Annotated in this window: 12 protein-coding genes; 6 read left to right on the top strand and 6 right to left on the bottom strand. The window is 61.4% G+C overall.

What is annotated here, in order from left to right:
* Window positions 1-86 precede the first annotated feature (86 nt).
* On the top strand, window positions 87-1,472 hold the full coding sequence (locus tag CH92_RS01715) for a hemolysin family protein (RefSeq protein ID WP_025240077.1): 1,386 nt from the start codon (window positions 87-89) through the stop codon (window positions 1,470-1,472).
* A gap of 304 nt (window positions 1,473-1,776) precedes the next feature.
* Here CH92_RS01715 and CH92_RS01710 read toward each other — a convergent pair whose 3' ends face one another.
* Together CH92_RS01710 and CH92_RS01705 are read right to left on the bottom strand one after the other, a co-directional pair.
* The gene (locus tag CH92_RS01710) at window positions 1,777-2,673 is read right to left on the bottom strand and encodes a peptidoglycan DD-metalloendopeptidase family protein (protein ID WP_025240076.1); all 897 of its coding nucleotides are present in this window, start codon (window positions 2,671-2,673) and stop codon (window positions 1,777-1,779) included.
* A gap of 166 nt (window positions 2,674-2,839) precedes the next feature.
* Window positions 2,840-3,751 carry a response regulator gene (locus CH92_RS01705; protein WP_025240075.1) on the bottom strand — a complete coding sequence of 304 codons (912 nt, stop codon included), beginning with the start codon at window positions 3,749-3,751 and terminating at the stop codon, window positions 2,840-2,842.
* Between the two features lie 679 nt (window positions 3,752-4,430).
* Here CH92_RS01705 and CH92_RS01700 point away from each other — a divergent pair.
* The 5 genes from CH92_RS01700 to CH92_RS01680 are packed head-to-tail and all read left to right on the top strand — an operon-like array spanning window position 4,431 to window position 9,023.
* Window positions 4,431-5,639, top strand: coding sequence for an ABC transporter substrate-binding protein (locus tag CH92_RS01700; RefSeq protein WP_025240074.1), 1,209 nt, complete (start codon window positions 4,431-4,433; stop codon window positions 5,637-5,639).
* Window positions 5,640-5,644: 5 nt separating this feature from the next.
* Entirely contained in the window at window positions 5,645-6,448 is an 804-nt protein-coding gene (locus CH92_RS01695; protein WP_051517582.1) for an ABC transporter ATP-binding protein, read from the top strand.
* The gene (locus tag CH92_RS01690) at window positions 6,441-7,151 is read left to right on the top strand and encodes an ABC transporter ATP-binding protein (RefSeq protein ID WP_025240072.1); all 711 of its coding nucleotides are present in this window, start codon (window positions 6,441-6,443) and stop codon (window positions 7,149-7,151) included. The genes CH92_RS01695 and CH92_RS01690 overlap by 8 nt, the downstream gene beginning before the upstream one ends.
* Complete coding sequence (locus CH92_RS01685; protein WP_025240071.1) at window positions 7,151-8,038, top strand: branched-chain amino acid ABC transporter permease; 888 nt, start codon at window positions 7,151-7,153, stop codon at window positions 8,036-8,038. Before CH92_RS01690 ends, CH92_RS01685 begins: the two co-directional genes overlap by 1 nt.
* 1 nt (window position 8,039) lies before the next feature.
* Window positions 8,040-9,023 carry a branched-chain amino acid ABC transporter permease gene (locus CH92_RS01680; protein WP_025240070.1) on the top strand — a complete coding sequence of 328 codons (984 nt, stop codon included), beginning with the start codon at window positions 8,040-8,042 and terminating at the stop codon, window positions 9,021-9,023.
* A gap of 6 nt (window positions 9,024-9,029) precedes the next feature.
* Here the strand turns inward: CH92_RS01680 and CH92_RS01675 are convergent, their stop codons facing one another.
* The 4 genes from CH92_RS01675 to CH92_RS01660 form a co-directional block, all read right to left on the bottom strand.
* Complete coding sequence (locus CH92_RS01675) at window positions 9,030-9,803, bottom strand: ParA family protein (protein ID WP_025240069.1); 774 nt, start codon at window positions 9,801-9,803, stop codon at window positions 9,030-9,032.
* Window positions 9,804-9,892: 89 nt separating this feature from the next.
* Window positions 9,893-10,687, bottom strand: a complete 795-nt coding sequence (locus CH92_RS01670; protein WP_025240068.1) for a thymidylate synthase — start codon at window positions 10,685-10,687, stop codon at window positions 9,893-9,895.
* Window positions 10,688-10,793: 106 nt separating this feature from the next.
* Entirely contained in the window at window positions 10,794-11,594 is an 801-nt protein-coding gene (gene lgt, locus CH92_RS01665; RefSeq protein ID WP_025240067.1) for a prolipoprotein diacylglyceryl transferase, read from the bottom strand.
* A gap of 10 nt (window positions 11,595-11,604) precedes the next feature.
* Window positions 11,605-12,387, bottom strand: a complete 783-nt coding sequence (locus CH92_RS01660; protein WP_025240066.1) for a sulfite exporter TauE/SafE family protein — start codon at window positions 12,385-12,387, stop codon at window positions 11,605-11,607.
* Between the last annotated feature and the right edge of the window lie 154 nt (window positions 12,388-12,541).

Genomic DNA, 12,541 nt, shown 5'->3' with positions numbered 1-12,541 from the left:
AGCTGCGACCGGCATCGCCGCTGGCGCCTTGAAATAAACGAGAGCCGGCCCCATCCTTGGGCCGTCTTCGACTACCCGACACTTCAATGGACCCTTCCCCCAGCTTCGCAAGCAGTTACGCCGCCTCCTCCTATTTCGCCGATTTCGGCTTGATCCTTTTCGCTTTGTTTCTGGTTCTGCTCAACGGTTTCTTCGTGGCGGCCGAGTTCGCCATGGTCAAGCTCCGCTCGACCAAAGTCGAGGCGATCGCCAAGGAGCACGGCTGGCGCGGGCACATCCTGCGCAAAGTGCACAGCCAGTTGGATGCCTATCTATCCGCCTGCCAGCTGGGCATCACGCTGGCTTCGCTAGGCCTCGGCTGGGTCGGTGAACCAGCCTTTGCTCATCTGCTCGAGCCGGTGCTGGCCTCGGTGGGTATCGAGTCGCAAGCCGTTGTGCATGGCATTGCGTTTTTCACCGCCTTCTTCATCATTTCCTACCTGCACATCGTTGTCGGCGAGCTGGCCCCCAAGTCCTGGGCGATCCGCAAACCCGAACTGCTATCGCTGTGGACGGCCGTGCCGCTGTACCTGTTCTATTGGGCCATGTACCCGGCGATCTACCTGCTCAATGCCAGTGCCAACGCCATTTTGCGCATGGCTGGCCAGGGAGAGCCGGGGGGGCACCACGAACATCACTACAGTCGCGAAGAGCTGAAGCTGATCCTGCACTCGAACCGCGCGCTGGACCCGGCCAATCAGGACATCAAGGTGCTGGCGTCCGCGGTGGAAATGAGCGAACTGGAAGTGGCCGACTGGGCCAACTCGCGGGAAGACCTGTTGCAGTTGGAGCACGATGCGTCGCTGGCGGAGATCCTCGAATTGATCCGCCGGCACAAATACAGCCGCTATCCCGTGTTCGATAGCACGCAGGGCGATTACGTCGGCCTGCTGCATATCAAGGACCTGCTATTGGCGCTGGCCGGCGATGAACAACTGGCGCAGCGCTTTGAACTAGCCGCCCTGCTGCGTCCGCTGGAGCGGGTATCCCGACACCTGCCGCTGAATGCACTACTGGACCAGTTCCGCCAGGGCGGTGCGCATTTCGTGCTGGTGGAAGAAGGTGATCACAAGGTGGTCGGCTTCCTGACCATGGAGGACGTGCTCGAAGTGCTGGTCGGTGACATCCAGGACGAGCACCGCAAGACCGAGCGCGGCATCCTCGCTTATCAGCCCGGAAAGCTGCTGGTACGTGGCGACACGCCATTGTTCAAGGTGGAGCGGCTGCTGCAGGTCGATCTCGACCATATCGAGGCCGATACGTTGGCCGGACTGATCTACGAAACCCTGAAGCGGGTTCCGGAAGAAAACGAAGTGCTGTACATCGAGGGCCTACAAATCGTCATCAAGAAGATGCGCGGCCCGAAGATCGTGTTGGCCAAGGTGCTGCGGCTGGACCAGGAACACAGTAATAATTCCAGCTCGCAGGCCTGAGCCCTTATCTGCGGAGGGTTCGGGCGGCGTTCCGTGATCCCAGGGCGAAGCCCTTGCCAGGCACCACGCCGTCGAGATCCAGTGAGTGGGCCTGGTGGTGATCGGGCTTTATGCCGCGGCACTGGCGCTGCTTCTGTGGCGCCATCGCCCGGCCCTACAGCGCATCGGCGCCAGCCAATGATTGCAGCGCCTGTTTTCACGTGCAGCAGTGGCTTGCCGTGCCGAGGATCCAGGGGAAATTGCGCGCGATGACCAAATGGCCATCAGCGCCTCGCCGTCGGCTTGAAGCTGGCCGGAGTCAGGCTCAGTCTCCGCCGACAGCGAAATTCGGCAGGCTGTTGACCGGCTGGGAAAAGTCGAAGGGAATCGACTCGACTGCCAGGCCAACGTTGCGCTGCACCACGAAGTGCAGGTGCGGGCCGGTGCTGTTGCCCGTATTGCCGGAGCGTGCGATGCGGGTTCCCGTCTCGACTCGCTGACCTTCGCGAACGTTTACCGAGCCTCTCATCAGGTGCAGGTAGACGCCCATGGTCCCGTCATCGTGGAGGATCCGCACGTAGTTGCCGGATGGATTGTTGCCGCGTCCGCTCTGGCTGTTCTCGATCTTGACCACCATGCCGCCGCGCGCCGCGACGATGGACGTGCCCTCGGGCATGGCGATGTCGGCCGCATAACGACCCTTCGGGGTGAAATGGCTGTACTTGCCATTGGCACCCTGGGTAAGGCGGAACGGACCGCCGCGCCAGGGCAGCGGATACTTGTAGGGTTTGGGCAGCAGACGCGGATCGCCCAGGGCGTGGCGCAACTTGGGGGTGTATTTCAGGGGCTTGGCAGGATCGAGTGGAGCCAGGGTCGCCAGGCGGATCTGGCTGCGTGGCGGCAGTACCCAGCGGATCGGCTCGTCCGGCGCGCCAACGGCATTCTCTACGCCGGTCAGCTTGAGCTCGATATCCACGGGCGCGAACAGATCATTGCGCACCAGCAGGGTCTCGCCAGCGGCATGCTTACGGGTTTCCAGCTTCACCTGGGCGTCCAGCGTCTCGACCATGCGGTCGTTGAAGGTAAACACGCGCGCGCCCGGTGCGGCCTGGTCGCTGTAGGTGACCACGCCGTTGGCGTCGGTGTATTTGTAGATGGTCAGGGCCGAGGCGGACGAGGCCAGCCAGAACAACCCGAGACAAAGAATAATGCGCCCCAACATAACGGCAGACTTCATGTGGTTATGTATTCAGAGCGCTGCAGACTAGCAGCGCAGCGGGGCCTGCGCGAGCCACCGACTGTCGGGCTGTGAAATCGTTCCCCCAAAGCGCCTCTTTTCGGATGAGCGGCGCCATTGAACTATCGCTTGATCCGTCCTATCTAGCCGGCTAAGCGCCCGGCACGAAGTGCCGCTGCGCGGTGCCGCGGGCAATCAACCGAGACAGATAATCGAGCTTCTGCGGGTCACGGTCGACGAAACGGAAAGTCAGCTGCAGCCAGTCGGTGTCCGGCGTCGGCTCCAACGCTGCGACCGCATGCAAGTAGCCGTTCAAACGCGCCACCTCGCCGCCCTCCCCCTGCTCCAGATCGAGCACGGCGCTTTCCAGCACTTGCGGCAGGTTCTCGCTGCGCTTGACCACCAGTAGACCCTCTTTGAGGCTCAGCGCCTTGATCACGCAGGCAAGCGTCCCGCTCGCCAGGCGCAACTGGCCCTGGCCGCGACCGCCACTGGCGGCCGTCGGTTTGGCGGCACCGGGCTGAACCAGCGCAGCGAGTCCGGGTGCCGGCGATTTAACCGGTGCAGCGGATGCAGGCTTGATCACGTCGGCCTTGCCACCGGTAAGTGCCGCCAGCGAGTCATTGGCCATCCCGGTGTTCGTTGGCCGGGCCGGCGCGCTGGCCGCCAGTGCATCAAGCTTGCCGGCGCGGCCCAGCGCCTTGCGCACCTTGGTCGTCAGCTGTTCATTGGAGAAAGGCTTACCGATGAAGTCGGACACGCCGGACTGGATCGCCTGCACCACGTTCTCTTTGTCGCCACGGCTGGTGACCATGATGAACGGCGTCGTCTTGAGCTTCTCGTGAGCACGACACCAGGTAAGCAGCTCGAGCCCGGACATCTCGGGCATTTCCCAGTCACAGAGAATCAGATCGAATGTTTCACGATCGAGCATCTGCTGAGCTTTGCGCCCGTTCACTGCATCCTCGATTCGGATGCCGGGGAAGTGGCTGCGCAACCCTTTCTTGACGAGATCCCGGATGAAAGGCGCGTCATCCACTACCAGCACACTGACCTTGCTCATCAATCGCTCCTGCTTGAATGGTCGCCAGCATAGCGGTAGCCGCCAGTTGAAAAAAGCACAGCCGACCAGCGTGGCACTTTAACTCTACTCGGCCAGATGATCGTCATTTGCCCGGCGCCCTCGACTGGAATTGACAATCGACTGGCTTCGACTGAGCGCCAGGATGAGCTCAGTCTCTGCCGTAGCCATCGCATTTGGCGCGCCAACATAGGCCGAAGACAACGTTGCGTCTGTTTTTTTCACCCGGCGAACCTTGACGGAAGCGTCAAGCTCGCACGCTGCGCCGGGCGAGGGCAGCTAACCTGTCCCGCTCGACCGAATTGACCAGTTGCGTCTGGCCGAACCCCTGCTACGTTTAGTTCTAACAATAACTAGAAACAGTCGTATGCCAGGCCGAATGACCACAGCCCCAGCGTCTCACGTCTACCGTGCCCCGACACGACGACAGATCACCTCTTCCGGCGCAGTTCCCGTTGCTGCCGCAGCCCTGTTTTTTTATGCGATCGACATGCCTCATGGATGCACTCGGCCCCGATACCGCAGCGTATGCCAACGCTCGATCGTTGTGATGGTCGGCAGGCCCGCCTGCAGCCCCGTCACCCACACCGAACCGTCCCGTCGTGGCAGCCCGCAAGGGCCGTCCTGTAAGCGGTCAACCCCTGCAAGGAGATAGGCGATGATGAAGCTTCTGGCAATTGCAACGGCAACACTCAGCGCGGCGGCCGCAATTCCCGCGACGGCTGCCGAGATATCCGATGGCAAGGTGAAAATCGGCATTCTCAACGACCAATCCGGTGTCTACGCCGACTTCGGCGGCAAATGGTCCTTTGAGGCGGCGAAAATGGCGGCCGAGGACTTCGGTGGCAAGGTGCAGGGCGTGCCGATCGAGATCGTGACCGCTGACCATCAGAACAAACCCGATATTGCCTCCAACATCGCCCGTCAGTGGTACGACCGAGAGCAGGTCGACTCGATCATGGAGCTGACCACCTCTTCCGTAGCGCTCGCGGTACAAGGAATTTCAAAGGAAAAGAAGAAGATCGATCTGGTCACTGGCGCGGCGACGGTGGAACTGACCGGCAAGCAGTGTTCGCCCTATGGCTTCCATTGGGCCTACGATACCCACGCACTGGCGGTTGGCACCGGCGGAGCGCTGGTATCCCAAGGCGGTAACAGCTGGTTCTTCCTCACCGCCGATTACGCCTTCGGTTACTCGCTGGAAGAGCAGACCAGCGAGTTCGTCAAAGCCAAAGGCGGCGAGATCAAAGGCGCCGTGCGGCATCCGCTGGCGACCAACGACTACTCCTCATTTCTGCTACAGGCACAGTCGTCCGGCGCCCAGGTCATCGGCCTGGCCAACGCAGGCATGGATACCGCCAATGCCATCAAGCAGGCCGCAGAGTTCGGCATCGTCGCCAGCGGTCAGCGCTTGGCAGCGCTGCTCTTCACCCTCTCGGAAGTACACGGTCTCGGCCTGGAAGCCGCACAAGGGCTGACCCTCACCGAAAGCTTCTACTGGGACCGCGACGATCAATCCCGCGAATTCGGCAAGCGCTTCTTCGAGCGCACCGGGCGCATGCCGAACATGATCCACGCCGGCACCTACTCCGGCGTGATGCAGTACCTCAAAGCAATCGACAAGGTCGGCACCGATGAAACCGAAGCGGTTGCCAAGGCCATGCATGAAATGCCAGTGGACGACCTCTTCGCTCGCAACGGCAAGGTAGGCGCCAACGGCCGCCTGATCAGCGACGTGTATTTGATGGAAGTGAAGAAGCCCGACGAAAGCAAGGAACCCTGGGACTACTACAAAGTTCTCGCCACGGTTCCGGGCGATGAGGCCTACATCAAGCCCGCCGAGAGCGGCTGCGACCTGGCCAAGCAATAAGCATGATGACCCACAGCGATTCAGTTGTAGATCGTGCGGGGTCGGCGGCGGGCGCGCAATCGTCCGTCGTGCTCTCGGCGCGCGGGCTGCGCCGGGATTTCAAGGGTTTCGTGGCGGTGAACGATGTCGACCTGGACGTGCATCACGCCCGGGTCCATGCATTGATCGGGCCCAACGGCGCCGGAAAGACCACGGTATTCAACCTGCTGACCAAGTTCCTGCAACCATCCAGCGGCACCATCACGCTGCTCGGAGAAGACATCACTCGTACCGATCCGGCCAAGGTGGCACGCATGGGACTGGTGCGCTCATTCCAGATTTCAGCCGTTTTCCCGCACCTGACAGTGCTGGAAAACGTACGTGTGGCGCTGCAGCGTCCGGGCGGCCTGGCAACGCAGTTCTGGCTGCCGCTGCGCTCGCTGAACCGGCTAAACGAGCGGGCCATTCAATTGATCGAGTCGGTTGGCCTGCAGGATGCCTGTCATAGCCCGGCGGCGGATCTGTCCTACGGTCGCAAGCGAGTCCTGGAGATTGCCACCACCCTCGCCCTGGAGCCAAAGGTCTTGCTGCTGGACGAGCCGATGGCGGGTATGGGCCACGAGGACGTGCACATCGTGTCCGAAATCATCCGCGAGGTGGCGCGCGAACGCGCGGTCCTGATGGTCGAGCACAACCTGAAAGTCGTCGCCGATCTTTGTGATCAGGTGACCGTGCTCCAACGAGGGGAAATCCTGACCTCCGGTGATTACCGCAGCGTGAGCCAGGATGCACGCGTCCGCGAGGCGTATATGGGGACGGAAGATGAATGACGCGACCCCGCTGTTGAGTGTTCGCGAGCTGAACGCCTGGTACGGCGAAAGCCATGCTCTGCATGGCATCGACCTGGACGTCCATCAGGGCGAGACGGTGACGCTGCTCGGCCGCAACGGCGTGGGCAAGACCACGGCGCTGCGCTCGATCATGGGCATCATCCGCAAACGGACCGGAACCATCCAGTTCGATGGTCGCGACATGATGCACGTACCACTGCATCGAGCTGCCCACGCGGGAATGGGCTTCGTGCCGGAGGAGCGCGGTATCTTCGCCACCCTGACGGTGGACGAGAACCTCAATCTGCCGCCAATCATCGCCAAGGGAGGCATGTCCACCGGCGAGATCTACGAGCTATTCCCCAACCTCCAGGAGCGCCGCAACAGCGCCGGAACCAAACTGTCCGGTGGTGAGCAACAGATGCTCGCCATCGCACGCATATTGCGCACCGGCGCGAAACTGCTACTGCTCGACGAACCCACCGAGGGCCTGGCGCCGGTGATCGTCCAGCGCATCGGTGATGTACTGCTGACCCTCAAGCAGCGCGGCATGACCATCCTGCTGGTGGAACAGAATTTCCGCTTCGCCAGCAAGGTCGCCGACCGCTTCTACCTGGTCGACCACGGGCGGATCGTCGACAGCTTCCATGTCAGCGAGCTGTCGGATCGCATGACGATACTCAACGAGACTCTGGGGGTCTGATGACGGCGATCTTCGGCGTACCTATCCAGGCTTTTCTCGGGCAGTTGCTGATCGGCCTGATCAATGGCTCTTTCTATGCCATGCTCAGCCTGGGCCTGGCGATCATTTTCGGCCTGATCAAGGTGATCAACTTCGCCCATGGCGCGCAGTACATGATGGGCGCTTTTGCCGGTTATCTGCTGCTGAAGGTGCTGGGCATCGGCTACTGGCCGGCGCTGATCCTGGCACCGCTTATCGTCGGGCTGGTCGGCGCGGCGGTAGAGCGGTTGGCGCTGTCACGGCTGTACAACCTCGATCACCTCTACGGCCTGCTGTTCACCTTCGGCCTGGCCCTCGCGCTGGAAGGCGCCTTCCGCTACTACTACGGTTCGTCCGGCCAGCCCTACGCGGTGCCAAGCCTGCTGTCAGGCGGCTACAACCTGGGTTTCATGTTCTTGCCCAAGTACCGCGCCTGGGTCGTGCTGGCGTCGTTGTTGATCTGCGTGAGCACCTGGCTGCTCATCGAAAAGACCAAACTCGGTTCGTACCTTCGCGCCGCCACCGAAAATCCCACCCTGGTGCGCACCTTCGGCATCAACGTACCCCTGCTGCTGACTTTCACTTACGGGCTGGGTGCCGGCCTGGCGGGGTTAGCCGGAATTCTTGCCGCGCCGATCTACCAGGTCAGCCCGTTGATGGGCTCGAACCTCATCATCGTCGTGTTCGCCGTGGTGGTGGTGGGCGGCATGGGGTCGATCCTCGGCGCGGTCATCACAGGCTACATGCTGGGGATTCTCGAAGGCCTAACCAAGGTGTTCTACCCCGAGGCATCCAATATCGTAATCTTCGTGGTCATGGCGATCGTGCTGCTCGTGCGCCCTGCGGGCTTGATGGGAAGGGATGGCTGATATGCAGCAAACGACCGCAATCTCCGCAGCTAAGCGAAAGCGCTGGAATGCCGAGACGATCCTGATCCTCATCGGTGTCGTCGGGCTGGTCTTGGCGCCCCTGCATTTTTATCCCGTATTCCTGATGAAGGTGATGTGCTTCGCGCTGTTCGCCTGCGCCTTCAACCTGCTCCTGGGCTACACCGGCATTCTCTCGTTCGGCCACGCGGCGTTCTTCGGCGGCGCCGCCTACTTCACCGCCCACGCGGTCAAGCAATGGGGCCTGACGCCCGAGCTGGGTATTCTGGTCGGCGTGGTCGGCGCCGCTTTCTTGGGCCTGGTGATCGGCTTCCTGGCGATCCGCAGGCAAGGCATCTATTCGACGATGATCACGCTGGCGCTGTCGCAGATGTTCTTCTTCTTTTGCCTGCAAGCGCCCTTCACCCATGGCGAAGACGGCATCCAGGGCATTCCGCGCGGTCATCTGTTCGGTCTGATCGACCTGAAAGAGCCGCTGAACATGTATTTCTTCGTGCTGACGATGTTCCTGCTCGGCATGCTGGCGATCTGGCGAATCATCAACTCGCCCTTCGGGATGATCCTCAAGTCGATTCGCGAAAACGAGAACCGGGCGATCTCCCTCGGCTACACCGTGTCGCGCTACAAGCTCGGCGCTTTCGTCATGTCGGCCGCGCTGGCAGGCCTGGCAGGTGGGCTGAAGGCCTTGGTGTTCCAGTTCGCCACCCTTACCGACGTCAGCTGGCAAATGTCCGGCGAGGTGGTACTGATGACGCTGCTCGGCGGCATCGGCACGCTGGTGGGCCCGGTGTTCGGTGCCGCGCTGGTGACCACGCTGGGCAATTACTTCGCGACGTCGGAGCTGCCGGTCACCCTGGTGACCGGCATCATCTTCATGGTTTGCGTACTGATCTTCCGCCGCGGCATTATCGGCGAGCTCTACGCCTCCCGCCTGGGCCGCAGAATAGAGCGCTCGCGCGACGAGTGAACCGGGTCAGGCCTGCCCTTCCAGATACGCGTGTAGCTCGACGAACTGCTGGGTCAGCTTGTGCCGCGGGTCAAAGTGGATCAACGGCGTGCAGACCTGGTGCGACTCGCGCATCCGCACCGAACTCATCAGATGCACCGGCAGCACCGGCAGCCCCTCGGCCAGCAGCTCATCGATGATCTGCTGCGGGAGCGCTGCACGCGGTTGGAACTGGTTGACCACGATGCCTTCGACTTCAAGCCCCTCGTTGTGGTCTTCCTGCAGTTCTTCGATTTCAGTGAGCAGGCTGTACAGCGCCTGACGCGAAAAGCTGTCGCAGTCGAAAGGTATCAGGCAACGATCGGCACCAATCAATGCCGAGACGGTAAAGAAATTCAGCGCTGGCGGGGTGTCCAGGTAGATGCGCTCGTACTCCTCGGAAAGGCTTTCCAGCAATTTCCGCAGCTTGTTGATCTTGTGTTTGGCTTCCAGCTTGGGTTGCAGATCGGCCAGTTCAGCCGTCGCGGTGATCAGATGCAGATTATCGAATGACGTTTCGGTGATCGGCGGCCGTGCTTTCTTGCCGGCCGCGCCACCTGCCAATACCTGCTTGAAATAATCGGCGATGCCCGTGGGCAACGCATCTCCCGTCAGGCCTGACAGGTAATGGCTGGAATTGGCCTGCGCATCCAGATCGACCAGCAGCGTGCGATACCCCTGCGCCGCGCTCACCGCCGCCAGGTTGCAGGCAATGCTGGACTTTCCGACACCGCCCTTCTGATTGAACACGACCCTGCGCATGCCATACCCTCGAAACCTGAGCGGTCGAGTCTATACGGCAAATGTGACAGCCGGGTTACCCGGAGAGGCAAAGCCGACCAAAGCCGCATTCAGACGGCAACAGGGGCCTTGATGTGCGGATGTGCTTCGTAGCCCACCAGCTCGAAGTCCTCGAAGCGGAAAGCGAACAGATCTTTCACCGCCGGGTTGAGCTTCATCGTCGGCAGTGGCAGCGGCTCGCGGGTCAGCTGCAGATCGGCCTGTTCCAGGTGGTTGGCGTACAGGTGGCAGTCGCCGCCGCTCCAGATGAAGTCACCCGGTTGCAGATCGCAGACCTGCGCGACCATCAAGGTCAACAGCGCATAGCTTGCAATGTTGAAGGGGACCCCGAGGAAGATGTCTGCAGAGCGCTGGTACAGCTGGCAACTGAGCTTGCCCTCGGCAACATAGAACTGAAACAGCGCATGGCACGGCGGCAAGGCCATCTGGTCGACCAGGGCAGGATTCCAGGCCGAAACGATCAGCCGGCGCGAGTCCGGGTTGTTCTTGATCATCTCAACCAGCTTGGCGATCTGGTCCACCGATTCCCCATTGGGGGACGGCCAATTGCGCCACTGGTAGCCATAGACCGGGCCGAGCTCACCGTGCTCGTCGGCCCACTCGTCCCAGATGCGCACGCCGTTTTCCTGCAGGTATTTGATATTGGTATCGCCCTGAAGGAACCACAGCAACTCGTGAATGATGGATTTAAGGTGGCACTTCTTGGTGGTCACCAGCGGGAAGCCTTCGGCCAGGTCGAAACGCATCTGGTGGCCGAAGACGCTGTAGGTGCCGGTACCAGTGCGGTCGCTCTTGAAGGTGCCGTTCTCGCGCACATGGCGCATCAGGTCGAGATACTGTTTCATCGATGGGCTCGAAGCGGGCGCCGAGGCGCAGTGACAAGTAAGCGGGACATAGTAAAAGGCAGCGTCCGGCTTGTCGCGCACTTGGCGACAAGCCGGACGGCTGCAATCAGGCCGGCGCCTTGGCCGGCTCGTGACGATAGCCCCACGCGATCATGCCGAGGCCGATCAGGACCATGGGTACGCAGAGCAACTGGCCCATGGTCAACCAGCCAAACGCCAAGTAGCCGAGTTGAGCATCGGGGACTCGCACGAATTCGACGATGAAGCGGAAGATGCCGTAGCAGACGGCGAACAGACCGGACACCGCCATGGTCGGCCGCGGCTTGCTGGAATAAATCCAGAGGATGACGAACAACGCTACACCTTCCAGCGCGAACTGATAGAGCTGTGAGGGATGCCGCGCCAGCTGCTGCGGATCGGTCGGAAACACCATCGCCCAGGGCACATCGCTGGCCTTGCCCCAGAGTTCGGCGTTGATGAAGTTGCCGATGCGTCCGGCGCCCAGACCGATCGGCACGAAAGGCGCGATGAAATCCATCAGTTCGAAGAATTTCTTGCCGTTGCGCCTCGCGAAGATCCAGGTGCACAACAGCACGCCAATAAGCCCGCCGTGGAACGACATGCCGCCCTTCCAGACCTGCAGAATCAGCGTCGGGTCGTTGATATAGGAAGGCAGGTCATAGAACAGCACGTAGCCCAGCCGCCCCCCGACGATCACGCCCATGGCGACCCAGAACACCAGATCGGAGAGTTTGTCCTTGTCCCAGCTGGGATCGAAGCGGTGCAGCCGGCGCGATGCCAGTAGCCAGGCGCCACCGATGCCGATCAGATACATCAGGCCGTACCAGTGGATTTGCAATGGGCCTAGCGAAACGGCCACAGGGTCTATCTGCGGATAAGGCAGCATCCGGGTTTCCTCAGATCAAGAAGTTGATACCAACACTAAGCAGCAACAGTGCGAACAGACGCCGGAGCATCAGCGCCGATAGCCGATGCGCCAGTTGGGCACCGATACGCGCCGAGAACATACTGGTGAGGGCAATGCCCAGCACCGCCGGTAAATAAACGAATCCCAGGCTCCATTCCGGCAGATGCGCATCCTGCCAGCCGACCACCACAAAACTCAACGCGCCGACGATGGCGATCGGCATACCACAAGCCGCGGACGTCGCGACCGCCTGCTGAATGGGCACGCTGCGCCAACTGAGAAAAGGCACGGTCAGGGAGCCACCGCCAATACCGAAGATTGCCGAGGTCCACCCAACCACGACGCCTGCCAAAGTGAGGCCTGGCTTACCGGGCACGCCGCGGCTGGCCTTGGGCTGCAGTGGGAAAGCCATCTGGATCGCCATGGCAATGGCGAAAACGCCGATCATCTTCTGCAGCATCGGCCCCTGGATCGCGGCCGCGGTAAGGCTCCCCAACGCCGCGCCGAGCAGGATGCCGACGGTCATCCACAACACCACAGACCAGCGCACCGCGCCCCGGCGGTGGTGAGCCCTGATCGAATTCAACGAGGTGAATATGATGGTGGCCAGCGACGTGCCAACGGCCAGATGGGTCAGCACCAGCGGATCGAAGCCTTGCATGGTGAAGCTGAAGACCAGCACCGGGACGATGATCATCCCGCCGCCCACGCCAAACAGCCCGGCCAGCACACCCGCAAATCCGCCAAGAAGCAGATAAAGCAAAAACTCCATCAGGCCACCCTGGAAAACAAAGCGGCATGGTAGCGGAAAAGCTGGAAGCCAAGCGTAGGGTGTACGTGGCTTTTTATATCCACCAAGACTCCGCTCGAGTCCGTTGACCAGCCTCAAGCACCGCCATTTGCGGGTTGTGGCCGGATCGCCTTTT

The organism is Stutzerimonas stutzeri (genome assembly GCF_000590475.1).
GTDB classification, from domain to species: Bacteria; Pseudomonadota; Gammaproteobacteria; order Pseudomonadales; family Pseudomonadaceae; genus Stutzerimonas; species Stutzerimonas stutzeri_D.
The sequence above is the reverse complement of the archived record's forward strand: the minus strand, read 5'-3'. Positions and strand labels throughout refer to the sequence as shown.

Bases quoted from the DNA above. Each gene is read 5' to 3' on its own strand.
- CH92_RS01670 (WP_025240068.1), bottom strand. From the start codon at position 10,687: ATGAAACAGTATCTCGACCTGATGCGCCATGTGCGCGAGAACGGCACC.
- lgt (WP_025240067.1), bottom strand. From the start codon at position 11,594: ATGCTGCCTTATCCGCAGATAGACCCTGTGGCCGTTTCGCTAGGCCCA.
- CH92_RS01675 (WP_025240069.1), bottom strand. From the start codon at position 9,803: ATGCGCAGGGTCGTGTTCAATCAGAAGGGCGGTGTCGGAAAGTCCAGC.
- CH92_RS01715 (WP_025240077.1), top strand. From the start codon at position 87: ATGGACCCTTCCCCCAGCTTCGCAAGCAGTTACGCCGCCTCCTCCTAT.
- CH92_RS01695 (WP_051517582.1), top strand. From the start codon at position 5,645: ATGACCCACAGCGATTCAGTTGTAGATCGTGCGGGGTCGGCGGCGGGC.
- CH92_RS01710 (WP_025240076.1), bottom strand. From the start codon at position 2,673: ATGTTGGGGCGCATTATTCTTTGTCTCGGGTTGTTCTGGCTGGCCTCG.
- CH92_RS01660 (WP_025240066.1), bottom strand. From the start codon at position 12,387: ATGGAGTTTTTGCTTTATCTGCTTCTTGGCGGATTTGCGGGTGTGCTG.
- CH92_RS01705 (WP_025240075.1), bottom strand. From the start codon at position 3,751: ATGAGCAAGGTCAGTGTGCTGGTAGTGGATGACGCGCCTTTCATCCGG.
- CH92_RS01700 (WP_025240074.1), top strand. From the start codon at position 4,431: ATGAAGCTTCTGGCAATTGCAACGGCAACACTCAGCGCGGCGGCCGCA.
- CH92_RS01680 (WP_025240070.1), top strand. From the start codon at position 8,040: ATGCAGCAAACGACCGCAATCTCCGCAGCTAAGCGAAAGCGCTGGAAT.
- CH92_RS01685 (WP_025240071.1), top strand. From the start codon at position 7,151: ATGACGGCGATCTTCGGCGTACCTATCCAGGCTTTTCTCGGGCAGTTG.
- CH92_RS01690 (WP_025240072.1), top strand. From the start codon at position 6,441: ATGAATGACGCGACCCCGCTGTTGAGTGTTCGCGAGCTGAACGCCTGG.